The organism is Mesorhizobium sp. WSM4898, from assembly GCF_029625845.1.
Classification (GTDB): domain Bacteria; phylum Pseudomonadota; class Alphaproteobacteria; order Rhizobiales; family Rhizobiaceae; genus Mesorhizobium.
Map to the genome: position 1 here is coordinate 1,099,194 of NZ_JARTVQ010000002.1, position 20,790 is coordinate 1,119,983.

Sequence of the window (20,790 nt, forward strand, 5' to 3'; positions counted from 1 at the left end):
CAAGTCGAAAATCATGCCGAAAAAGTAGAAATCCGGTTTTGCGTGTAACGCCGATGTAAGTATTTTCGGCCAGTCTCTCGTTCCTCATTGTTGGAAATCCGAGCAGGACATAGCCGCCCAAGACATGCTGGCGATCGAGGTCATCGTTCCGCAATCGGCGCCCCGCCATTGGCAGCGGCTCGCCATAGAGCGGCTGGAGGCGGACGGCCACGATGTCGCGGTGGCGCATCAGCCCGGGCCGGCGACCTGGCCGGCAGCGGCAAAAGCCGCCTTCCAGTTCGAGCAACGTCTTTTCCGCCGGCGCGGACCCCTTCTCGGCTCCGCGCTGCAAGCAATCCCGGCACGGCCCGGCAATCGCCCCCCCGCGCTGAGGCTCGATCTTGCCGGCGATGCGGCCTTGGCGAATGTTCCCACCATCGGCCTTCGTTTCGACGGATCCAGCGCCGATCTCTCGGCTGCAATTGCCGTCGCGGCCGGCAGGCTCCCGGTGATCGAGGCCGTGCTCGACGGGAAGACGGTGGTCGGCCAAGCGCGGCCCATGGTCGACAAGCGGGAATCCAGCGCACTCGGCACCGAGGACGTGTTCGCCCGCGCCATCACTCTGGTTCAGTCGGTCACCCGCGCGTTCGCGGCCGACCGGCTGCCACGAGGGGCAGTTGCTGAAATCCATGGTCGTGGCGAGCGAGGCGGGTTCACATCCGCCTATTTCGGCTCGGCGCTGCCGCGGCTCGGCCGGGAAGCGCTTCGGCGCGCGCGCTTCCGCCACGCGCATTGGCGTGTCGGCTATCGCTTTACCGATGCGCCGGGCGTCGCCGATACCGGCAAGCTCGGCACCGGCTGGTCGGTGCTGCCGGATCCGGGCGATCATTTCTATGCCGACCCGTTCCCCTTCTGGTGGCAGGGTCAGCCCTTCGTGTTCGTCGAGGACTATCCGCACGCGACCGGAAAGGCGGTCATTTCCGTTGTTCCGTTTGATGCGGATGGCGTTCCTGGCGAGCCTCGGGTCGTGCTGGAGGAGGCTCACCACCTCTCCTACCCGCAGGTATTCGAGCGCGACGGCGCAATCTGGATGCTGCCGGAGGCGAGCGCCGGCGGCAAGCTCACGCTCTACCGCGCCGCGGGCTTCCCGGACAGCTGGCTTGTCGAGACCGTGCTGGTCGAAGGCGAGATTTCCGATGCCACCTTGTTCGAGCATGAAGGCATGCTCTGGCTGTTCGCCACGGACCGTGACGGCCATGGAAGCACTTCCGACACGCTGGTGATTTTCTCCGCCCCCGCGCTTGCCGGTCCGTGGCGGCCGCATCCGGCGAACCCGGTCCTGATCGACCACCGCATGGCCCGCCCGGGCGGAGCCTTCGTGCGCAACCGCGACGGCCGCGTGCTTCTTCCGGTCCAGGACGGAACGCTGGGCTATGGCGGCGGGCTGGGCCTGTCGGAGTTGCTGGAGCTCAACCAGCAGACGGTGCGGCTGTCGCCGCCGCGGCCGATCGATGCGGCTGGCGACTTTCCTTATCCGAAAATCCACACACTCAATCGAGCCGGGCGCCTGGAAGTGATCGACGGGATCGCCGCCGTGCGCAAGCGGTCAGGCAAGCAGTAGCGCCTCGTAGCCCGCGCACATCCTGGCCGGCGAATACTTATCCCGCAGCCGCCGTCCCGCCTCCGAAAGCCTGGTCTTGGCTTCCGGCCGCGCAAACAGATCGCCAAGGCCCCTGGCCATGCCGGCAGCGTCGGCCTCGACGAAGAGTGCGGCGGGAGAGCCGTCCTCCGCGGTCAGCACCTCGCGCAAGACGTCGAGGTTGCTGGCCACAACCGGCAGCCCGGAAATGGCTGCTTCGACGCAGGCGAGGCCGAAGGTCTCCGTCATCGAGGCAAACGCATAGGCATCCCCGGCCGCGAGGAATTCGAAGATGCGCGTCGGCGGAACCTCGCCCACGAGATGCAGGCGGTCGGCAACGCCACGGCTTTCGGCAAAGGCGACGAGCGCTTCGCGCTCCGGCCCCGCGCCTGCCAGCGCGACATGGACGTCGGGCAGTCGATCGAGCGCGCCGACAAGCGCGATCTGGTTCTTCATCCGCGTCAGTCGGCCCGATGATACGGCCAGCCAAACGTCCTGCGGCAGGCCGAAGGCGGCGCGCGCCGCTGCCTTGTCGAATTCCTCGCCCGGCGCGGGTACGCCGTGATCGATGCGACGCATGCGCCGCCGATAGGAGCGCGGATAGCGATCGAACTGCGCTTGAGTCCAGCCGGAATTGACGACATTCGCCTGGTAAAGGCCGACCGTGCCCATGAGCTTGTCGATTTGGGAGAGCAGCCCCATGACGCCCATGCTTTGCGGGGCGCCGCTTTGGTTTGCGACGATGTGCCTGACGCCGGCCAGCCGGGCGCCGATCGTGCCGAAGATATTGCCATAGTGTTGGTAAGTGATGACTGCGTCGGGGCCTGCCGCGCGCAGATATCGCGCCAAGCCGACGGTCGCCCGGATCTGCCCGGGCAATCCGCGCGGTCTGTCCGTCAGGACGAAATCCACATTGGGATCGCGGTCATAGGCTTCGGTCTTGCGGTACATGAAGACGGTGCGCACCTCGTGCCCGCGCGCCCGCAAGCCCTCGCCCACCATGTCGGAGATGCGCTGCGCCCCCGCTGCTTCCGCCTGGGTCTGCACTTGGACGATCTTCACGTGCGCCCCTTCAGGAGGGCATGAGGCACCAGCCCGATCCTGTCCAGGGACAAGCCGAGGATCGACGGGTTGATGCCGATTCTGCGCCGGGCGATCAATACCCCGAAAGCCGTCCATGCGATGACGGTTCCGGCAATGCTGAGGGCCGCTCCTATGGACCCGAGGTAGTAAGTTGCCACGGCCGTCACGCAAAGTCCGACAACGTTGACGATGACCAGCACCTTGAAGAGCGCATGCTGCAGACCCGTCAACTGCAACAGGACTTCGATCGGGCCGCAAGCGGTGCCGAACGTCGCCCCGATGCCGAAGATGACGAGCGTCGCCCTCATGGTCGGCGTCGCATAGGCCGGATTGAAGATGGACAGGATGAAGTCGCCGAATATCCAGAAGGACGCCAGCACGCACAGCGCAATGGCCGAGCCGCCAAGCGCGGCGAGGCTGGTGATGCGCTGCACGTGAGCCCTGTCGCCGCTGTAGAAGGCCGCCGATATCTGCGGCGCCAGCGCCTGGTTGATGCCGTTGAGGGCAAGGGTCACGAACCGCGTGGTCCGGTCCGCCACGAAGATCGCGCCTGCCGCCTCTGGCCCCAGGATCATCGCCACGAGCAGGGTGCTGACCTGGCCGAGCGCGGGCGGCAGCGAGGTGACGCCCCACAGGCCAAGCGTCACCGTCTTGAATTCCTGCTTTTGCCCTTCCGTGAGACCACCGCGATCTGCCCGCGCCGTGTCGCGCAACAGCACAATTGTTTGCGGGACGACCGAGAGGATGAGCAGCAGCGCCGTCAGATATGTCGCCGCGATCGCATCGATCTTCACTTGCATGAAGTGCAGCGCGGCAACGGCGGCGATTGTCGCCGCGCGCCAAATGATGTCCCGCGGAAGCAGGCCCGATATCAGCGCGTTCTTGGCCCGGAAGGCGCCCGAGGTAAACTCCGACCAGCCGAGCGAGAACGACAGCACCGCCGCCGCCACGCATAGCGGCAGCCATTCCGGCGTTCCCCTGCCGACGAAGGGCAGGAATCCCACCACGATGATGAGCAGGCTGGTGCCGACAAGCCCGGCCAGCGCCACGAGAATGGCACGCGCCATCAGCCCGTGAGCCGAGCCGAGATCGCCCAGCCCGGCATATTGAGGCCAGAACCTGAGCACGGTGCTCTGCTGGCCCACCGAAGCGAAGAAGGAAACCAGGCTCGCGCCGGCATAGGTAGCGCTGTAAAGGCCGAACTCGCGTTCGTTCGTCACCATCGCCACGGCCACGAACATCAGGAAGGACAGGCCCGCGCTGGCAAGCTTGATGATGCCGGCCACGGCGCCGCTCTTGGCAAGCGCCGTGACCGACATGCGCATGTCGGTCGCCGGGCTGGCCCCTGCCCCGGGGGCGGCCTCGCGGTTCCCTTTATTGTCCTTCAACCTCGCCTCCTGAGACGATCGGCGATGGGCTACCCGCACCTACGACGACGCTCAAAACCCGATCCTGCATAAGCAAAATGCCGCAACCGCGCCAGCGCGAACGCTTCGCATGGTTACCGGCATCGCCAGCGCCGAGCGCATCGTCACGCCGCCAAGCTTAACGGATGGCTAACGATAATCCTTAATACTGTGGAGACGAGTGAGGTCGTGAAGTCGCGGCTCTCGACGAGGAAAATCGATGAAGCCAGCCAGTATCGACGAGCGCACTCTTACGCCGTTGTTCGACATAGGTGCAGTGTGGGCCATCCTTTGGGCGCGACGCGTGATGGTGCTTGCCATCGCCGGCGCGGCAGTGCTGCTGGCGCTCTCCTATCTTGCGGTGACCAAACCAAGCTATACCGCAACGGCCTCGATACTGATCGACCCCCGCGACACGCGCGCGACTAATTTCAACAACGTGCTTCCGGGGATCGGCTCCGACAGCGCCGCTATCGCCAGCCAGGTCTTCGTCATCCAGTCGCCAGACCTGCTCGGCGCCGTCTTCAAAAGCCAGAAGCTCGACAGCGATCCGGAATTCGCCGGCGGCGGCCTTGCTTCACGTCTGTTCGGAGCCGGCGCAAGCGCGCCGCAGGACGCCGCCTTCAAGCGCTTCCAGAGCAAGGTTTCTGTCGAGCGCGAAGGGCTGACCTACGTCATCAATGTCAGCTTCACGTCGCCGTCGCCGGAAAAGGCCGCGCGCATCGCCAATGCCATCGTCGATCAGTACCGGGCAGGCCTGGTGGGAGAACGCGAGAGCGCCAACAGCGACGTGAATACGCTGCTCACGGACAGGATCTCCGGCCTGCAGCAGGACGTCAGCGACGCCGAGCGGGCGGTCGAAGGCTTCAAGACGAAACACAATATCGTCAATTCGACGGACGGCGGCACGCTGCAGTCGCAGCTCGATCAGCTGACGACGCAGCTGATCGCCGCCCAGGGCGACGCCGACCAGGCCAAGGACCGCTACAATCAGGCGCTGGCTGCGGGCAGTTCGCCGGCCGGGCTCGCCAAGCTTGCGGATATTCTTACCTCCACCTCGGCCATCAAATTGCGCGACGACTACAACCAGCGCGCCACCGAGCTTGCCAGCCTGCAAACCATGTACGGGCCGCGCCATCCGACCATCGGGCGGCTGCAGTCCGAGCTGGACCGGTTGAAGCGGCTGATGTCCGCCGAGGCGGATCGCATAAGGCAGCAGTTGAAGGCCAGCTATGATCTCGCCGTGCAGAATGTCGGCAAGCTGCAGGACAAGCTCGAAGCCCTGCGCCAACAGTCGACGAACTCGAACATCGCGCAGGTACAGCTGCGGCAGCTGGAATCGAAAGCCCAGGCGGCGCGCGCCGTGCTCGACGACTATCTCAAGCGGGCGCAGGAAACGTCGCAGATGCAGGGCGTGCAGACTTCCGAAGCGCGCAAGATCGGCGTGGCTTCGCCGCCTGTCCAGCCGACATGGCCGAAGCCGGTCCTGCTTCTCTTGGTGAGCGCCGTTCTGGGACTCCTCGCCGGATGCGGCCTCGCTCTGGCGCTTGGTCCGGTCTCGCAGCCGCAAGAGGACCCGCAGTCGCCGACGGCGGCCGTGCCGGAGCCGTTCGTGGACCGTAAGGACAGCGCGCCGGTCAGCCCCCGGCCATTGCCGATGCCAGCCAATTTCGGCGAGTACCGTCTGCCCGGCGTCGCCGGTGGGACCGCCCATTCAAACATCAAGGCGATCAGGAAACAGCTCTTCCAGACCGGAAACGAAACGCTGTCGCTCGCCGTCCTGAAGATCATGCGACAGATGGTCTTGCACCTGAACGACCACGGCAAACCGTTCGTCATCCTCGTGTCTTCGATCCACAGCAGTTTCGAGGCAAGGATTGCGGGCGCGATGCTGGGCATAGGCATGCAACGGGCCGATCAGAACGTGCTGATGGTGGAAATTGGCGATCGTCTGTCCAGCGCGACGACAGACGGCGCCGGATTGTTCATCGATGGCGCGACCGGTCTGCAGACGATCGTGTGCAGCTCAGTGGCGGAAAAAAGTCCTGGCGTTGCCGATCGCAACTCGTTCCGTGGCATTCTGGCCGAAGCCGGGAGCGCGTTCGATTTCGTGCTCGTGATCGCGCCCTCGCTCAATGAGAACGGCTGGAATCCGGAGCTCTTCGCCAAAGCCGATCTTGCGCTTCTGGCGCTCAGCCCCTCCGAGCAGCCTTCGGAAGCCGCCAGGCTGCTCGCGCAAAAATTCGGTGCCGGCCAGATCGGTCGCAGTGCCACCCTTGTCGTCGCGCCGGCTGACGCGCGGCCAGCCGCGGCGATCGACAGTCCGCGAGCGGCCGGCGAGCAGCGCCGCAGCGCCGCCGCCCGGGGCTAGACCGTGAAGGCGGTGCATCGATGACATCGCCGCCCAAGGTGTCGAGGCGACAGGCGCTGGCCTTTGCCGCCGGAGCCGTTGTCGCCGTCTCCCCTCCGCCGCAATCCGCTGCGCTCGCGACGGCCGGCCAAGTTCCGTCGCGCGGCTTCAACCTTCCCGGATGGCTCGACCGAAACGATGGGCTTGCTCCCGCCACGGCCACGCTTGAGAAGCTGCGGCAATCAGGCTTCGAAACGATCCGGCTGCCGGTCAACAGCGATCTCGTCTCCAGCGGCGACCCGGCAACGCTTCGCCGCATCCAGAACGGGATCAGGGATCTTGTCGGGCTGGGCTTTTCGGTCCTCCTCGACATGCATCCTTCTGGCGAGCTCGTAGCGGCTTTTCGAAACGATCCCGAGGCGGCTGCAGGAAGAGTGCTTCAGGCCTGGACGGCGTTGCGTGCCGTCGTTGCCGATCTGCCTGCGGAGTGGGTCTATCCCGAGCTGCTGAACGAGCCACCGATGGAACGGAGCGCCTGGCTGGCGCTGCGGGAACGGATCGCCGCGGCGCTGCGGGCGAAATGTCCGCGCCACACGCTGGTCTGGGGACCGGCACGGTTTCAGGGCATCTGGGAAATCGCCGACACGCCGCCGCTCGCCGACGACAACCAGATTGCCGCCGTTCACTATTACGCCCCCTTGGCCTTCACCCACCAGTGCGAGACCTGGGATGCCTCGCCGCTCGCCCGCATCGCGGACCTGCCCTTTCCCGCAAGCAAGGGAATGGCCCAGGTGAGCCGGCTTATCTCCAAACTGCGGTCGGCCGGCGACGAAGAAGCCGCCAACCTCGTTGAAGAGGAATTGTCGGCGCCTTGGACGGCCGCGCGGATCGGCTCCGATTTTGCCGATCTGGCGCGCTGGTCCACCACCAACGGCTGCCCGGTCATGCTGAACGAATTCGGTGTGCTCAACTTCTGCGTGGATGCCGAAAGCCGCGCCTCCTGGGTGCGCGCCGTGCGCAAGGCGGCTGAAGCGAACCATGTGGCATGGACCTATTGGGAGCTCGATCAGGGCTTCGGCTTCATCAGGAGCAGGCAGAGCGTCGAGGGCTTCGATGGCTCGATGATTGCCGCGCTCCTTGGAGGTTAGGCCGGAAATGGACGACAGGCGCCATCTACGCTTGCTGGGACAAGTGACGAGCGGAGCGGATCAGCGATGAGCACGACGCAGGTCTCTTCGCCCGTCAGACTGGGTTTGCCGGGCAGGGATACGCCCGAAACCTTGCTGCATGTCGGCACGGCCTTGCTTGTCGTTGCGCTCGCCGTCTCCGCATTTGCCGTGTGGACGCCGTTCGGGATTGCCGCAACATTCGTGCTGACGCTGATCGTTTCGAACGCGATGCCGGCGGGCGTTCCGGTGCTGATCATCTGCGCCTTTCTCTTTCAGAACCTCGTGGTCGCCTGGTTCACCCCCTACATTCCCGACAACGACACGTTCGACGCGCTGCGCGGCACCAACTTCATCATCCTGATGACAGCGTTCGGCATTTTCCTGGCCGCCTCATTTCAGTACCGCGTCCGCGCGCTGACCGAGTTGCGCCCGTGGCTGCTGCTGAGCATGGTCCTGTGCGGAACGATTTGTTTCTATTTCGCTCTCGGCGTCGTGCATGGCGACCCCAAGGACGCGGTCGTCTATTTCCGCAACACGATCACGCCGCTCGCCTGCTTCCACGTCGTGGTCCTCGCCGCCAGCCTTTATCCCGTCGATCTGCGCAAGAGCATGCTGTGGCTCGGCGCCGGCGCGATCGTCTATGGCTATGCGGAACTGACCTTCACCATGGATTTCCTCGGACTGTTCCACGGCGACCAATATGTCGAGCGCAGCATCTCGCGGCAGGTCGAGACCGGCGTGTGGGAAAAAGCGCTTCAGGAAACCGGTTTCGTTTACCGTGGGATCGAAGACGTGATGACCACGACCTTCTTCAACACGCCCCTGTTTAACGACATCCTGCCAAGCGTCTTCCGCATCGGCGGCCCGAACTTCCATCCGATCAGCTATGCTTACGCCTTAAGCATCATTTCGGCCTGGCTGCTCTTCAAAGGACGATGGGTGCTGCCTCTCGCGGCTCTGCCGCTGCTGCTCGTCATCGGCTCCAAGGGCGCGACCTTCATGCTTTTCGTCGCAATTGCCGTGCGGCTGATCTACAGTCCCTCCCGCGCCGGTCTGGCGCTCATGGCCGCGATGGCCCTGGCCGTGGTTTGGACGACGGCGGCGATCGGCTATGGCGCCACCCATGGCGACTATCACGTCCTCGGTCTGATTGCCGGCATGCGCGATTTCCTGGCCGATCCGCTCGGCCAGGGCTTGGGTCTCGGCGGCAACCTGTCGAGCACCAGCATCAATCTCAACTGGCAAACCGCCCAGGCCGAAGGCGCCGCCTCCGTGCCGGTCGAGAGCGCGGTCGGTGTCATGCTTTACCAGATGGGCGTGGGGAGCCTCGTCTTCTTCGGCTTCCTGGCGGCGCTGGCCGTGGCATTGCGACGGCAGCTTATCCAGACCGGCGACCCGGATTTCCTGTTCGGCTTTGTCGGCATCGTCACCATTTCGGCCAATGCCGTATTACAGGAGGAGGCTTTCTACTCCCCTCTTGCCCTCGCCTTCTGTCTGCTGCTCGTGGGCGTCTCGCTGGGAACACGCTGGCGCATGGCGGCAAGAGCCGAAGCGGCGGACTGACTTCGGATCGGCTGGGCTCCAGACCGGCTTCACGATTTCGTTCAGGAACCGAACAGCACCATTTCGGTGAACGTCAGGTCTCCCGGAGAAGGCGATTTCGGACCGTTGAAATACTTGATCCCCTTGTTCGGAAAATACCTGCCGGACAGACCGGGAACCGGGCCCATCGCATCGACGAGGCAAAGCAGCTGTCCGCGCCGCAGGAGAAAGCGGCCCACGACCCCGGCGCACCTGACCAGATCCGCGTGGGATCGGCAGTAGACGACCTGGCAGCACGACACGAGCCCATGCAATATCCGGCGCGGCTTCAGCACAAGCGGCAACGCCAGACCGTCGCAGACGCAGATCAGCGAAAGACAGCCCAACGCGGCGTGCTCGAGCAATATGTATCTTTCGTTGTCGGTGAGTTCAGCCATTTCGGCGAGGTCCGCATGGGCTTCCAACACCCGGTCCGGACGCGGCATACCATTCAGAATGGGCAAGAAGGCGATCTGTCCGCCGGAAAACAGGCGAAAACCGAAGGCTTTGTTGAGCCTCACTGTCCCGGGCGATGGAGAAATATTGGTGTAGACCACATCCTTGCGCAGGATAACCGTCGCGATCATCCGACTGGCATAGGGCCGGAATTCCGCGTCCACGGACCAGCTCGAGAGATTACAGCGGATTTCATCGCCTTCCAGGCTTCTGTGCTTGGCATAGAGCGTAAGCACTGCGCCGACGATCCGGCCCGACTTCTCCAGGACGAACCCATATCGCGGAAAATCGACGACCGCTGGCCGCTGCGCCAGGCGGGTCAGCGCTTCTATCCAATAGCTCCTGCTGCGCTCCGGAAACCCCCGGTGCAGGCAATCCGCCACGCCTCCCCAATCCCTCTCGTCGAAGGGCCGGCAACCGATACCGGGAGGGAATGCGCCGAGAACCGCCATAATCGACTCAAGAAAAAGGCACCAAATATGTCGAGGTCCGGGTTATCCTGACGATCGATTACTAACGAATTACACCGCTATCGAAGCTAATTTTATTGGCCGGATTTGACGGGATCGTGCAGTGCTCCTCCGCCTACAATTTATCGTCGCATTACCCTTAGGCGGGTTACAATTGTAGAATTGACTAAAACAATCATTGGTTTTGTATGATTCGGGCCGGTGGCGGTCCTTCCTGACAGAAGCGCCTCGCCATCCCGTCCGGCACAGCGGCGTTCGCCGTGACCCGGAAGTCCGCTGGCAACTGCCGGAAGTAGCCGCGCCTGGCGCTGTGCCTGCTGCATCCAAGGCAACTCCGAGTTCGATCGTGCAGGCAAAATTTCACCGGACCGGCTTGTGCGCAAATCTCATATGTGAATATAGTATTCACAAAAGAAGATTTGGAGGATCGATCGCGTCCGACTCCGGCTTGCCGGAGCGGTGCGGCCATTCTCCCGGAGCGGACGAACAGCGCAATGACCAGCTTCCCGCCCACCGTCGGCGTCGCTTCGACCTGCCCTGCCGACATGCCGCCCGATCACGCCTTGCTGCCGGTATGGAATGCCGAAAACTGGTTCTATGAAGATTGGCCAATCGGCCAGAAAATCCGCTCGCTCCGGCGCACTATGGCCGAAGGCGACAGTCATCTCTTCAACACCCTGGTGCTCGACATCCACCCTTATGTGCAGGACCAGATGTTCGCCGAGCGCGAAGGTATCTTCGGCAAGCGCCTCGTGGCGGGCGCGTTCGTTTTCTCGGCCGGGCTCGGTCTAGTCGCCACCAACTGCGTCAATGCCTTTTCCTACGGCTATGACAAGCTCCGCTTCATAAAGCCGGTCTTCATCGGCGACACCATCTATTCGATCCGCACCAACATGGAAAAGAAGCCCCGCTACAAGGAAATGGGGCTGATCCGCGCCAGCTATGAAGTGTTCAAGGGCGAAGGCGAGCTGGTGCTCTACTGCGAGCATCTGCAGACGGTGAAATACAAGGACCCGGCCGACTTCGCCGGCAAGACGGAGAAGCAATGATGGCCGCCGACCTGCCGCTGTCCGGCCTTGTCGTCGTCGACATGAGCCAGTTCCTGTCGGGACCTTACTGCTCGCTGAGGCTCCTCGACCTCGGTGCCCGCGTCATCAAGATCGAGCGGCCCGATGGTGGCGACCTGTCGCGCCGGCTCTATCTCAGCGACACCGAGATCGGTGGTGATTCCACCATCTTCCACGCCATCAACCGTGCCAAGGAAAGCTTTGCGGTCGATCTGAAGAACGAGGACGACCTTAAAGCGCTGCGCGGGCTGCTCGCCAAGGCCGACGTGCTGATCCAGAACTTCCGGCCCGGCGTCATCGAGCGGCTCGGCCTCGATTACGAGCATGTGCGGACGCTCAATCCGCGCCTGGTCTACGCCTCGATCAGCGGCTATGGCGAGGAAGGCCCGTGGGTAAAGCGTCCGGGTCAGGACCTGCTTGCCCAGGCGCGCTCCGGCGTCATGTGGCTGAACGGCGACGAAGATCAGGGTCCGGTGCCGTTCGGCCTGGCAATCGCCGACATGCTGGCCGGCGCGGCCTGCGCGCAAGGCATCCTTGCAGCACTGGTCCGGCGCGGCATCACCGGCGCGGGCGGCCATATCGAGACCAGCCTCTTCGAGGCGCTGATCGACCTCCAGTTCGAGGTGCTGACGACGCATCTCAATGACGGCCGGCGGCTGCCGCGCCGTTCGTCGTTCCATAGCGCCCACGCCTATCTGGCGGCGCCCTACGGAGTCTATCCGGCCAAGGACGGCTTCCTGGCGATCGCCATGACGCCGATCCCGAAGCTCGCCGACCTGCTCGAGATCGAGGGGCTGGCGCCCTATCGCGACAAGCCGGCGACCTGGTTCACGGCGCGCGACGAGATCAAGGCGATCATCGCGCAGCGCATCGCGCAGAAGTCGGTCGACGAATGGCTGGCGATCCTCGAGCCCGCCGACATCTGGTGCGCGAAGGTGCTGAACTGGAAAGAGGTGCTGGAAAGCGACGGCTTCAAGGCGCTCGACCTGCTGCAGACCGTGACGCGCGAGGACGGTGTTTCGATCGACACCACCCGGTCACCGCTCAGGATCGACGGCATGCGCGCCAAAGTCGAGCATGCGGCGCCGCGCGTCGGCGAGCACAGCGCAAAAATCCGCAAGGAGTTCGGCCTGTGACGACACTCAAGGGCATGACCTGGAACCATCCGCGCGGCTATGATCCGATGGTCGCCTGCTCCCGGGTTTGGCGGGAAAAGACCGGCGTCTCTATCGAGTGGGAGAAGCGCTCGCTGCAGGACTTCGAGTCCTTCTCTGTCGAAGAACTCGCCCGCGCCTACGACCTGATCGTCATCGATCATCCGCATGTCGGCCAGATCACCGCCGAGAAGTGCCTGGCCCCGCTCGACGTGCCCGGCCGCGAGGCGGAGCGCGAAGCGCTGGCGAAGGCAAGCGTCGGCCGGTCCTATCCGAGCTACACTTGGCAGGACCGGCAATGGGCCTTTCCGATCGACGCCGCGACGCAGGTGCAGGCCTGGCGACCCGATTTGATAGACGCCGCGCCGAAGATCTGGACCGAAGTGCTGGAGCTTGCCCAGCGGGGCCGCGTGCTCTTGCCGCTCAGGCCGCCGCACTCGCTGATGTGCTTCTTCACGCTTGCCGCCGATCTCGGCCGGCCATGTGCAGTCGAAAGCCCGAGCGATCTGATCGATCCCGATACCGGCGAGACCGTCTTCGAAATGCTGCGTGAGATCGCGGCACTCCTCGATCCCGAGTGCCTGACGATGGATCCGATTGCGGTGTTCGAAAAGATGGCCGAGGCCGGCTCGCGCATCGCCTGCGCGCCGCTGATCTATGGCTACGTGCCCTATGCCACTGCAGGCTTCCGGCCGAACCGGCTCTTCTTTTGCGACATGCCGACTGTGGGCGGCAACGGCCCGGTCGGCTCCGCGCTCGGCGGCACCGGCATCGCCGTCTCCGCCTTTTCCGCTGCCGGCGAGGAAGCGATCGACTTCGCCTACTGGATCGCCAGCGGCGACGTGCAGCGCGGCCTCTATGCCGCCGCCGGCGGCCAGCCCGGCCATGCCGCCGCCTGGGAGGACGAAGCCGTCAATGTCGCGACGGGCGACTTCTACCGCGGCACGCGGGCGACGCTGGAAGGCGCCTGGGTGCGCCCGCGCCACTACGGCTACATGGCGTTTCAGCAGGCGGCGTCCGATCGCCTCAACGAGGGTCTTGCCGGCCGGCAGGACGCCCCCCGCGTCGTCGCCGACATCAATCGCCTGTTCCGGCAGAGCTTCGCGGCGCCCGGCTAATACAGTCGGGCATCGGCCTTGCGGCTCACAGCCGCCAGAGCTTCTTCGCGTTGCCGGAGAGCAGTTTCGCGCGCTCGGTTTCGCTCGCCCCGGCAAGGAGCGCGTGCGTCGCCGCTACCCAGCCGAGCAGCCCGCCACCGAGCGTGCAGACCGGCCAGTCGCTGCCCCACACGACGCGATCCCAGCCGAAGCTGCCGATCGTGTGCTCGACATAACGCCGCAGGGTCTCGACGGTCCAGCTCGCCGGATCGGCATAGGCGACGACGCCGGAGATCTTGCCGACGACATTGGGGCGCCGGGCGATCTCGGCGATCTGCTCGCGCCAGGGATGCTCGGCCTTGCCCCGGATGTCGGGCACGCCGCAATGATCGAGGACGAATTGCACGTCTGGCGCCAGATCGACCAGCGCGATCGCTTGGCTCATCTGTCGTGGCAGGACGCAAAGATCGAAGGTCAGCCCACTGCCGGCGATGCGCCCGATGTTCTCGCGGAACAGGGCGCCCTCGGAGACGTCGTCGGGCACGACATGCAGCACGCGGCGGAATCCTTTGACAAATGGATCGGCCTTCACCTTGTCCAGCCAGGCGGCGAAGCCAGGTTCTTCCGGCCGGCACGACACGATCGCGCCCCGCACCAGGCTGCCCGGCTTCTTCGACAGTCCTTCGACAAGGGCTGTCTCAGCCGCGATATCTGCCGGGTGGACGTCGACCTCCATATGGAGCGCCAATTCTATGCCCGCGCGGCGCGCCTCGGTGGCGTATTCGTCGTGGGAAAAATCGCGGTCGAGGGCCGGCACGCCGGACAGCCAGGGATAGCGTAGCGCCGCCCTGTCGATGAGATGCAGGTGCGTATCGACGATCATGGCTTCCTCCCTTGTCGCGCTATCCACGTGGCCCGAATTGCGCAGCGGCTTTTGCGCATGGAGTCGATCATCTCACCGGAGAATTCGCCATTCAAATAAGAATTATTCCTTTGACCTGACATCCGACCCGGCGAGTTGCGACAGGCGGGCCGCTGCTGCCTGGAGCAGCGTGATGGTCCTGGTGATATCGGGCGCTGCCGGCGCGTTGACCAGAGTGATATAAGGTATGGTGAGCGCGGCGATGCCGTGCCCGTCGGAACCGAGCACCGGCGCCGACAGATTGTAGACGCCGGCGGTCTGCAACGAAGCCATCATCTCGTAGCCACGATCGCGCACCTGGTCGAGGCGTGCGAAGAAGTCGGGCGACAACTTCATCTCCTCGTTGCTGCGCAAATGCTCGGCGATCATCATCTCGCGCTCTTCCGGCGAGCGGAAGGCCAGCAGCACATGTCCCGAGCCGGTGTCGAACAGGCTGATATGCGAGCCGACGCGGATCGAGATGCCCCAGTATCGCGGCGCTTCCTGCTGGGCAATGACCACGGCGCTGCCGCGGTCGAACACGACGAGCTGGTTTGCCTGCCAGGAGGTCTCGGCCAGCTCGCGCATGATCGAGGTGGCGTAGGAGACCAGCCTGCGCACCGGTGCATGCAGCTGGCCAAGCCCGAACAGCTTCAGAGTCAGCGAATAGCGGTCGCCGTCTGGCCGGGTGACGTAGCCGCGTTTCACCAGACGGTCGAGCATCCGGTAAAATTCGTTGGGGCTGCGGTCGAGCCGCTTGGCGATCTCGGCCTGGGTCAGGCCGCCATCGACGCTGGCGAGCAGTTCCAGAATGTCCAGCCCCTTGTCCAGTGCCGGCGCGCGATAGCGGTCTTCCTCGTCGTCCTGCACCCGGTGCCCTCTGGTGAATTGTGATCTTCATATACGCAAGACAGCCTTCATAGGGAAGAAGTTTCGGCTTGACGACTTATGAATAATTTGTTTGCATATGAATGAAGCATGGAGCTTCAGCCATGACGGCCTGCGGCCGTTCCAGGGAGGATATTCATGAACAGACTGCTTTCCGGCGTCGCCGCCGGCGCATTGCTCATGGCATCGGGTGCGGTCTTTGCGGCCGACCTGCCGGGCAAGTTCACCGGCGTCACGATCGACGCCAAGCTGATCGGCGGCCAGCAATACGAAAAACTCTACGCGCGCATCGGCGAGTGGGAGAAGGCGACCGGCGCCAAGGTCAACGTCATCTCCAAGAAGAACCACTTCGATCTCGACAAGGAGATCAAGTCAGACATCGCCTCCAACTCGATCACCTGGTGCGTCGGCTCCAACCACACCTCGTTCGCCCCGCAATATCCGGGCATCTACACCGACCTCGCCAAGCTGCTGCCGAAGGAGGAGATCGACGCTTTCGTCCCGGCCAACATCGCTGCCGGCACGCTCGACGGCAAGCTGGTAATGCTGCCGCGCGCGCAGTTCGACGTCTCGGCGCTCTACTACCAGAAGAGCCTCTACCAGGACGAAGCCAAGAAGAAGGCCTACAAGGAGAAGTACGGCGAGGAGCTCGCCCCGCCGGACACCTTCGACGAGATGGCTCAGCAGGCGGAATTCTTCGCCAGCCCGCCCGACTTCTACGGCACGCAATATGCCGGCAAGGAAGAGGCGATCAACGGCCGCTTCTACGAGATGCTGATCGCCGACGGCGGCGAATATCTCGACAAGGATGGTAAGCCGGCCTTCAACTCCGAGGCCGGCGTCAAGGCGCTCGACTGGTTCGTCAAGCTCTACAAGGCTAAGGCTGTGCCCGCCGGCACGACCAACTATTTGTGGGACGATCTCGGCCAGGGGTTCGCGTCCGGCACGGTGGCGCTCAACCTCGACTGGCCGGGCTGGGCTGGCTTCTTCAACGACCCGAAGTCGTCCAAGGTCGCCGGCAATGTCGGCGTCAAGGTGCAGCCGAAGGGCTCATCCGGCAAGCGCTCGGGCTGGTCCGGCGCGCATGGCTTCTCGGTGACCGAAAGCTGCGCCAACAAGGAGGCCGCCGCCTCCCTCGTCTGGTGGCTGACCAACGAGGATAGCCAGAAGCTGGAAGCCGCGGCCGGCCCGCTGCCCACCCGCACCAAGGTGTGGGAATGGGACCTCGAGCAGGCCAAGTCCGATCCTTACAAAACCGAAGTGCTGCAGGCCTTCCAGGAAGCCGCCAAGAACGCCTTCCCGGTGCCGCAGACGCCGGAATGGATCGAGATCTCCAACGCGGTCTATCCCGAACTTCAGGCAGCCATCCTCGGCGACAAGACCTCCAAGCAGGCGCTCGACGACGCTGCCGCCAAGGCGACGGAGATCCTCGAGGACGCCGGCAAGCTCTAAGGACTATCCTCCCAGCGGCGCCGGTCTTCGCGACCGGCGCCGCTTTGACCGAGGCGGCCGCCCTGCGATTGGATCGCCGGCCGTGCAAACAATTTTGGGACTTTGCATGAGGGCCAAGCGGCTTTCCGCGCCAACGCTTCTTCTGCTGCCGGCCGTCCTCGTTCTGGCGGCCGTGGTGGTCGTGCCGCTCTGCCTGTCATTCTATTCGAGCTTCACGCCGTTCAGGCTGACGCGGCCGGAAACCTTCTTCACCTTCATCGGCCTGCGCAACTATCGCAACATTCTGTCCGACGCGAATTTCTGGTGGGCCTTCGGCCGCACCGTGCTCCTGCTCACCATCGCGCTCAATCTCGAAATGCTGCTCGGTCTCGGCCTCGCGCTGCTGGTCGAGAAGGCTAGCCGCGGCCAGCGGTTGCTGCGTACCATCATGATGTCCCCGATGATGTTTTCGCCGATCCTGGTCGGCTTCCAGTTCAAGTTCATGTTCAACGACAATATCGGCTTGGTGAACAACGCGCTGCAGTCGCTAGGCATCACGCGGGACGCCATTCCCTGGCTGATCGAAGGCCATTTCGCCTTCATCGCCATTTCAGTCGCGGAGATCTGGTCGTCGACCTCGATCTTCGCGATCCTGATCCTCGCCGGCCTGCTCGCCATGCCGAAGGAGCCGGTCGAAGCGGCGCGCGTCGACGGCTGCACGCCGTGGCAAACCTTCCGCTATGTGACCTGGCCCTTCATCATGCCCTTCGCCTATATCGCCATGACCATCCGCTCGCTCGACGTTGCGCGCGCCTACGACATCGTCAAGATCATGACCGATGGCGGCCCGGCCGGTCGCACGGAACTGTTGTGGACGCTGGTTGCGCGCACCGCATACAGTGACGCGCGCATGGGCGTGGCCAATGCGATGGCCTATTTTTCGATCCTGCTGTCGATCGTCTTCACCGTCTATTTCTTTAAGAAGCTCGCCGCGGCACGGACCCAGATCGGCGCGGAGTGGTGAGGATGGACGCCAACGCATCCGCCCGCCTGAAGCGCCGCGCCGGCGTCGTCGCCCACCGCGTCGGCCTGTTCCTCGCCATGCTTTTGATCTGTCTGCCCGGCATCTGGATCGTGCTGTCCTCGCTGCGGCCGACGGTCGAGATCCTGGCCAAGCCGCCGGTCTGGATCCCGCAGCAGGTCTCGCTCGATGCCTACGTCGCCATGTTCAGCGGTGTCGGCAAGGGCGGCATTCCCGTCTTCGACTATTTCCGCAATTCCCTGATCATCTCGGTGACCTCGACCGTCATTGCCATCGCGATCGGCATGGCCGGCGGCTACGCTTTCGCGCGCTACCGGTTTCGTGGCAAGTCGGCGATGTTCCTCGGCCTTATGCTGACCCGCACCGTGCCTGGCATCGCGCTGTCGCTGCCGCTGTTTTTCGTCTATGCGCGGCTCGACATCATCGACACGCATTTCGGCCTGATCCTCGCCTATGTCGCGCTCAATGTGCCGTTCACCATCTGGCTGATCGACGGCTTCTTCCGCCAGGTGCCGAAGGATCTCGCCGAGGCCGCGCAAATCGACGGCTGCACGCGCTGGCAGGCCTTCTGGCAGGTCGAGTTTCCACTCGCCGGGCCTGGCATCGCGTCGGCCGGCATCTTCGCCTTCCTTACCTCCTGGAACGAATTCGCGCTCGCCTCGCAGCTGACGCGCTCGATCAATTCCAAGACGCTCCCCGTCGGGCTGCTCGACTACACCGCCGAATTCACCATCGACTGGCGCGGCATGTGCGCGCTGGCGGTGGTGATGATCATCCCGGCGCTGCTCCTTACCTTCATCGTCCAGAAACACCTCGTCGGGGGCCTGACTTCCGGCGCGGTGAAAGGTTGATCCGATGGCGATTGTCTCGCTCAAGAAACTGACCAAGCGTTACGGCAATATGGAGATCGTGCACGGCATCGATCTCGATGTCGCCGACCGCGAATTCATCGCGCTAGTCGGGCCGTCCGGCTGCGGCAAGTCGACCACGCTGCGCATGATCGCCGGGCTGGAAGACATCTCCGGCGGCACGATCGAGATCGGCGACCGCATCGTCAACGATCTGCCGCCGCGTTCGCGCAACATCTCGATGGTGTTCCAATCCTACGCGCTTTATCCGCACATGACGGTCCGCGAAAATCTCGGCTTCTCGCTGAAGATCGCCGGCGCGCCCAAGGAAGAGATGGACCGTCGCGTGGCCGAGGCCTCGGCCATTCTCGGCCTCGACGCGCTGCTCGAGCGCCGCCCCTCCCAGCTTTCCGGCGGCCAGCGCCAGCGCGTCGCCATGGGCCGCGCCATCGTGCGCGATCCGGACGTCTTCCTGTTCGACGAGCCGCTCAGCAATCTCGACGCCAAGCTGCGCACGCAGATGCGCACCGAGATCAAGAAGCTGCACGCCAAGGTGAAGTCCACGGTTATCTACGTTACCCACGACCAGGTCGAGGCGATGACGCTCGCCGACCGCATCGTCATCATGCGCGACGGCAACATCGAGCAGGTCGGCACGCCGGACGAGGTCTTCCAGCGGCCGGCGACACGCTTCGTGGCGGGCTTCATCGGCTCGCCGCCGATGAACCTGCAGGAGGCGACCGTGGACGACGGCAAGATCGTCTTTTCCGGCGGACAGAGCCTGCCGCTGCCCGGCCGCTTCAACGCCAAGGTGAACGCCGGCGACAAGGTAGTGTTCGGCCTGCGTCCCGATGACCTCTACCCCGTGGGCCACGGCCTGCATTCGGGCGATGCCGCTGACGTCCACGAGATCGAGCTGCCGGTGACGGTGACCGAGCCGCTCGGCAACGAGACGCTGGTGTTCGCCGAATTCGACCGCCGCGACTGGGTTTCGCGGATGCTGAACCCGAGGCCATTGCGGGCGGGCGATCGCGTGGCGATGAGCTTCGACCTGTCGCAGGCGCATCTCTTTTCCGCGGAAACCGGCAAATCCTTGAGGGCCTGACGATGGCGAAGATCGAGAAAGTCGAGCTTGCAATGGTTGATCTGGTGCCGAAGGTGAAGCGCACCGACGCCATCCAGAGTTTCGTCAGCCAGGAGACGCCGATCGTCACCATCACCGACGTCGACGGGGCGGTCGGCATCGGCTACAGCTACACGATCGGCACCGGCGGCTCTTCGGTGATGCGGCTTCTGGCCGACCACCTCGCGCGGCGCCTGATCGGTGAGGATGCCGACCGGATCGAGGCGATCTGGCACGATCTCGAATTCGCCACGCACGCCACCACCATCGGCGCTATCACGGCCATCGCGCTCGCCGCCATCGACACTGCGCTCTGGGACCTTCGGGCGAAGAAGCAGAAGCTGCCGCTCTGGAAGCTCGCCGGCGGCGTCAAGGACCGCTGTCCGCTTTACACCACCGAAGGCGGCTGGCTGCACATCGAGACTGAAGCGCTTGTCGAAGATGCGCTGGCCGCCAAGGCGAAAGGCTTTACCGGCTCGAAGGTCAAGATCGGCAAGCCGCACGGCGCCCAGGATTTTGCCCGGTTGTCGGCCGTGCGCAAGGCGGTCGGCGACGGCTATGAGATCATGACCGACTGCAACCAGGGTTTTACCGTCGACGAAGCCATCCGGCGCGCCGAGCGGCTGCGCGATCTCGATCTCGCCTGGATGGAGGAGCCGCTGCCGGCCGACGACATAGACGGCCATGTGCGGCTATCGAATTCGACGGCGACGCCTATCGCCGTCGGCGAGTCGCTCTATTCGATCCGCCATTTCCGCGAATATATGCAGAAGGGCGGCTGCAGCATCGTCCAGGTCGATGTCGGCCGCATCGGCGGCATCACGCCCTGGCTGAAGGTGGCGCATATGGCGGAAGCCTTCGACATGCCGATCTGCCCGCATTTCCTGATGGAACTGCATGTCAGCCTGGCCTGCGCGGTGCCGAACGGCAAATATGTGGAATATATTCCGCAGCTGGATGAGTTGACGGGCAAGAAGATGTTGATCGAAAACGGCCACGCCCTGGCGCCGGACGAGCCGGGCCTCGGCATCGACTGGGATTTCGATGCGATCAAGGCGCTGAGCGTCGTCGAATTCAGCGTCACCGTCACGGAGCGGAGGAACTGA

The 20,790-nt window shown here is 64.1% G+C and carries 17 protein-coding genes; 12 read left to right on the forward strand and 5 right to left on the reverse strand.

Annotated features, from left to right (window positions below; translation table 11 throughout):
* Positions 1-124: 124 nt before the first annotated feature.
* Positions 125-1,600 carry a hypothetical protein gene (locus tag P9228_RS12735; protein ID WP_127215210.1) on the forward strand — a complete coding sequence of 492 codons (1,476 nt, stop codon included), beginning with the start codon at positions 125-127 and terminating at the stop codon, positions 1,598-1,600.
* Here P9228_RS12735 and P9228_RS12740 read toward each other — a convergent pair.
* Both P9228_RS12740 and P9228_RS12745 read right to left on the reverse strand, forming a co-directional pair.
* Positions 1,586-2,680: a glycosyltransferase family 4 protein gene (locus P9228_RS12740; protein WP_127215209.1), complete on the reverse strand. Its 1,095-nt coding sequence runs from the start codon at positions 2,678-2,680 to the stop codon at positions 1,586-1,588. The genes P9228_RS12735 and P9228_RS12740 overlap by 15 nt on opposite strands.
* Positions 2,677-4,089: a lipopolysaccharide biosynthesis protein gene (locus tag P9228_RS12745; protein WP_127215208.1), complete on the reverse strand. Its 1,413-nt coding sequence runs from the start codon at positions 4,087-4,089 to the stop codon at positions 2,677-2,679. Before P9228_RS12745 ends, P9228_RS12740 begins: the two co-directional genes overlap by 4 nt.
* 238 nt (positions 4,090-4,327) lie before the next feature.
* Between P9228_RS12745 and P9228_RS12750 the strand changes: the two genes are divergently transcribed.
* The 3 genes from P9228_RS12750 to P9228_RS12760 all read left to right on the forward strand — a co-directional run bounded on the left by P9228_RS12750 (position 4,328) and on the right by P9228_RS12760 (position 9,189).
* Positions 4,328-6,478, forward strand: coding sequence for a GumC family protein (locus P9228_RS12750; protein ID WP_278053738.1), 2,151 nt, complete (start codon positions 4,328-4,330; stop codon positions 6,476-6,478).
* Between the two features lie 20 nt (positions 6,479-6,498).
* Complete coding sequence (locus P9228_RS12755; protein ID WP_095823347.1) at positions 6,499-7,605, forward strand: cellulase family glycosylhydrolase; 1,107 nt, start codon at positions 6,499-6,501, stop codon at positions 7,603-7,605.
* Between the two features lie 66 nt (positions 7,606-7,671).
* Entirely contained in the window at positions 7,672-9,189 is a 1,518-nt protein-coding gene (locus tag P9228_RS12760) for a hypothetical protein (protein WP_278053741.1), read from the forward strand.
* 41 nt (positions 9,190-9,230) lie between these two features.
* On the opposite strand, the gene P9228_RS12765 is transcribed toward P9228_RS12760, so the two are convergent.
* The gene (locus tag P9228_RS12765) at positions 9,231-10,115 is read right to left on the reverse strand and encodes a hypothetical protein (RefSeq protein WP_278053742.1); all 885 of its coding nucleotides are present in this window, start codon (positions 10,113-10,115) and stop codon (positions 9,231-9,233) included.
* A 512-nt stretch (positions 10,116-10,627) separates the two neighbouring features.
* Here P9228_RS12765 and P9228_RS12770 point away from each other — a divergent pair.
* The 3 genes from P9228_RS12770 to P9228_RS12780 are packed head-to-tail and all read left to right on the forward strand — an operon-like array spanning position 10,628 to position 13,472.
* On the forward strand, positions 10,628-11,182 hold the full coding sequence (locus P9228_RS12770) for a MaoC family dehydratase (protein ID WP_127215205.1): 555 nt from the start codon (positions 10,628-10,630) through the stop codon (positions 11,180-11,182).
* The gene (locus P9228_RS12775) at positions 11,179-12,336 is read left to right on the forward strand and encodes a CaiB/BaiF CoA-transferase family protein (RefSeq protein WP_127246034.1); all 1,158 of its coding nucleotides are present in this window, start codon (positions 11,179-11,181) and stop codon (positions 12,334-12,336) included. The genes P9228_RS12770 and P9228_RS12775 overlap by 4 nt, the downstream gene beginning before the upstream one ends.
* A 14-nt stretch (positions 12,337-12,350) precedes the next feature.
* A complete protein-coding gene (locus tag P9228_RS12780; protein WP_278054070.1) occupies positions 12,351-13,472 on the forward strand; it encodes an extracellular solute-binding protein in 1,122 nt (373 codons plus the stop codon).
* Between the two features lie 25 nt (positions 13,473-13,497).
* On the opposite strand, the gene P9228_RS12785 is transcribed toward P9228_RS12780, so the two are convergent.
* Entirely contained in the window at positions 13,498-14,334 is an 837-nt protein-coding gene (locus P9228_RS12785; protein ID WP_278053746.1) for an amidohydrolase, read from the reverse strand.
* Between the two features lie 102 nt (positions 14,335-14,436).
* Positions 14,437-15,222 carry an IclR family transcriptional regulator gene (locus P9228_RS12790; protein ID WP_095781194.1) on the reverse strand — a complete coding sequence of 262 codons (786 nt, stop codon included), beginning with the start codon at positions 15,220-15,222 and terminating at the stop codon, positions 14,437-14,439.
* A gap of 156 nt (positions 15,223-15,378) precedes the next feature.
* Here P9228_RS12790 and P9228_RS12795 point away from each other — a divergent pair, with 156 nt between their 5' ends.
* From P9228_RS12795 to P9228_RS12815, 5 genes are all read left to right on the forward strand, one after another.
* Entirely contained in the window at positions 15,379-16,692 is a 1,314-nt protein-coding gene (locus P9228_RS12795) for a sugar ABC transporter substrate-binding protein (RefSeq protein ID WP_278053748.1), read from the forward strand.
* Between the two features lie 106 nt (positions 16,693-16,798).
* Positions 16,799-17,695, forward strand: coding sequence for a sugar ABC transporter permease (locus P9228_RS12800; RefSeq protein WP_278053750.1), 897 nt, complete (start codon positions 16,799-16,801; stop codon positions 17,693-17,695).
* Between the two features lie 2 nt (positions 17,696-17,697).
* A complete protein-coding gene (locus P9228_RS12805) occupies positions 17,698-18,564 on the forward strand; it encodes a carbohydrate ABC transporter permease (RefSeq protein ID WP_095800400.1) in 867 nt (288 codons plus the stop codon).
* Between the two features lie 4 nt (positions 18,565-18,568).
* A complete protein-coding gene (ugpC, locus tag P9228_RS12810) occupies positions 18,569-19,666 on the forward strand; it encodes a sn-glycerol-3-phosphate ABC transporter ATP-binding protein UgpC (protein WP_278053752.1) in 1,098 nt (365 codons plus the stop codon).
* A 2-nt stretch (positions 19,667-19,668) separates the two neighbouring features.
* The gene (locus tag P9228_RS12815; RefSeq protein ID WP_278053753.1) at positions 19,669-20,790 is read left to right on the forward strand and encodes a mandelate racemase/muconate lactonizing enzyme family protein; all 1,122 of its coding nucleotides are present in this window, start codon (positions 19,669-19,671) and stop codon (positions 20,788-20,790) included.

Excerpts from the sequence above, each read along its gene's own strand:
- P9228_RS12735 (WP_127215210.1), top strand. The coding sequence starts at position 125 with ATGCTGGCGATCGAGGTCATCGTTCCGCAATCGGCGCCCCGCCATTGG.
- P9228_RS12750 (WP_278053738.1), top strand. The coding sequence starts at position 4,328 with ATGAAGCCAGCCAGTATCGACGAGCGCACTCTTACGCCGTTGTTCGAC.
- P9228_RS12755 (WP_095823347.1), top strand. The coding sequence starts at position 6,499 with ATGACATCGCCGCCCAAGGTGTCGAGGCGACAGGCGCTGGCCTTTGCC.
- P9228_RS12760 (WP_278053741.1), top strand. The coding sequence starts at position 7,672 with ATGAGCACGACGCAGGTCTCTTCGCCCGTCAGACTGGGTTTGCCGGGC.
- P9228_RS12765 (WP_278053742.1), bottom strand. The coding sequence starts at position 10,115 with ATGGCGGTTCTCGGCGCATTCCCTCCCGGTATCGGTTGCCGGCCCTTC.
- P9228_RS12770 (WP_127215205.1), top strand. The coding sequence starts at position 10,628 with ATGACCAGCTTCCCGCCCACCGTCGGCGTCGCTTCGACCTGCCCTGCC.
- P9228_RS12775 (WP_127246034.1), top strand. The coding sequence starts at position 11,179 with ATGATGGCCGCCGACCTGCCGCTGTCCGGCCTTGTCGTCGTCGACATG.
- P9228_RS12780 (WP_278054070.1), top strand. The coding sequence starts at position 12,351 with ATGACCTGGAACCATCCGCGCGGCTATGATCCGATGGTCGCCTGCTCC.
- P9228_RS12785 (WP_278053746.1), bottom strand. The coding sequence starts at position 14,334 with ATGATCGTCGATACGCACCTGCATCTCATCGACAGGGCGGCGCTACGC.
- P9228_RS12795 (WP_278053748.1), top strand. The coding sequence starts at position 15,379 with ATGAACAGACTGCTTTCCGGCGTCGCCGCCGGCGCATTGCTCATGGCA.
- P9228_RS12800 (WP_278053750.1), top strand. The coding sequence starts at position 16,799 with ATGAGGGCCAAGCGGCTTTCCGCGCCAACGCTTCTTCTGCTGCCGGCC.
- P9228_RS12805 (WP_095800400.1), top strand. The coding sequence starts at position 17,698 with ATGGACGCCAACGCATCCGCCCGCCTGAAGCGCCGCGCCGGCGTCGTC.
- ugpC (WP_278053752.1), top strand. The coding sequence starts at position 18,569 with ATGGCGATTGTCTCGCTCAAGAAACTGACCAAGCGTTACGGCAATATG.
- P9228_RS12815 (WP_278053753.1), top strand. The coding sequence starts at position 19,669 with ATGGCGAAGATCGAGAAAGTCGAGCTTGCAATGGTTGATCTGGTGCCG.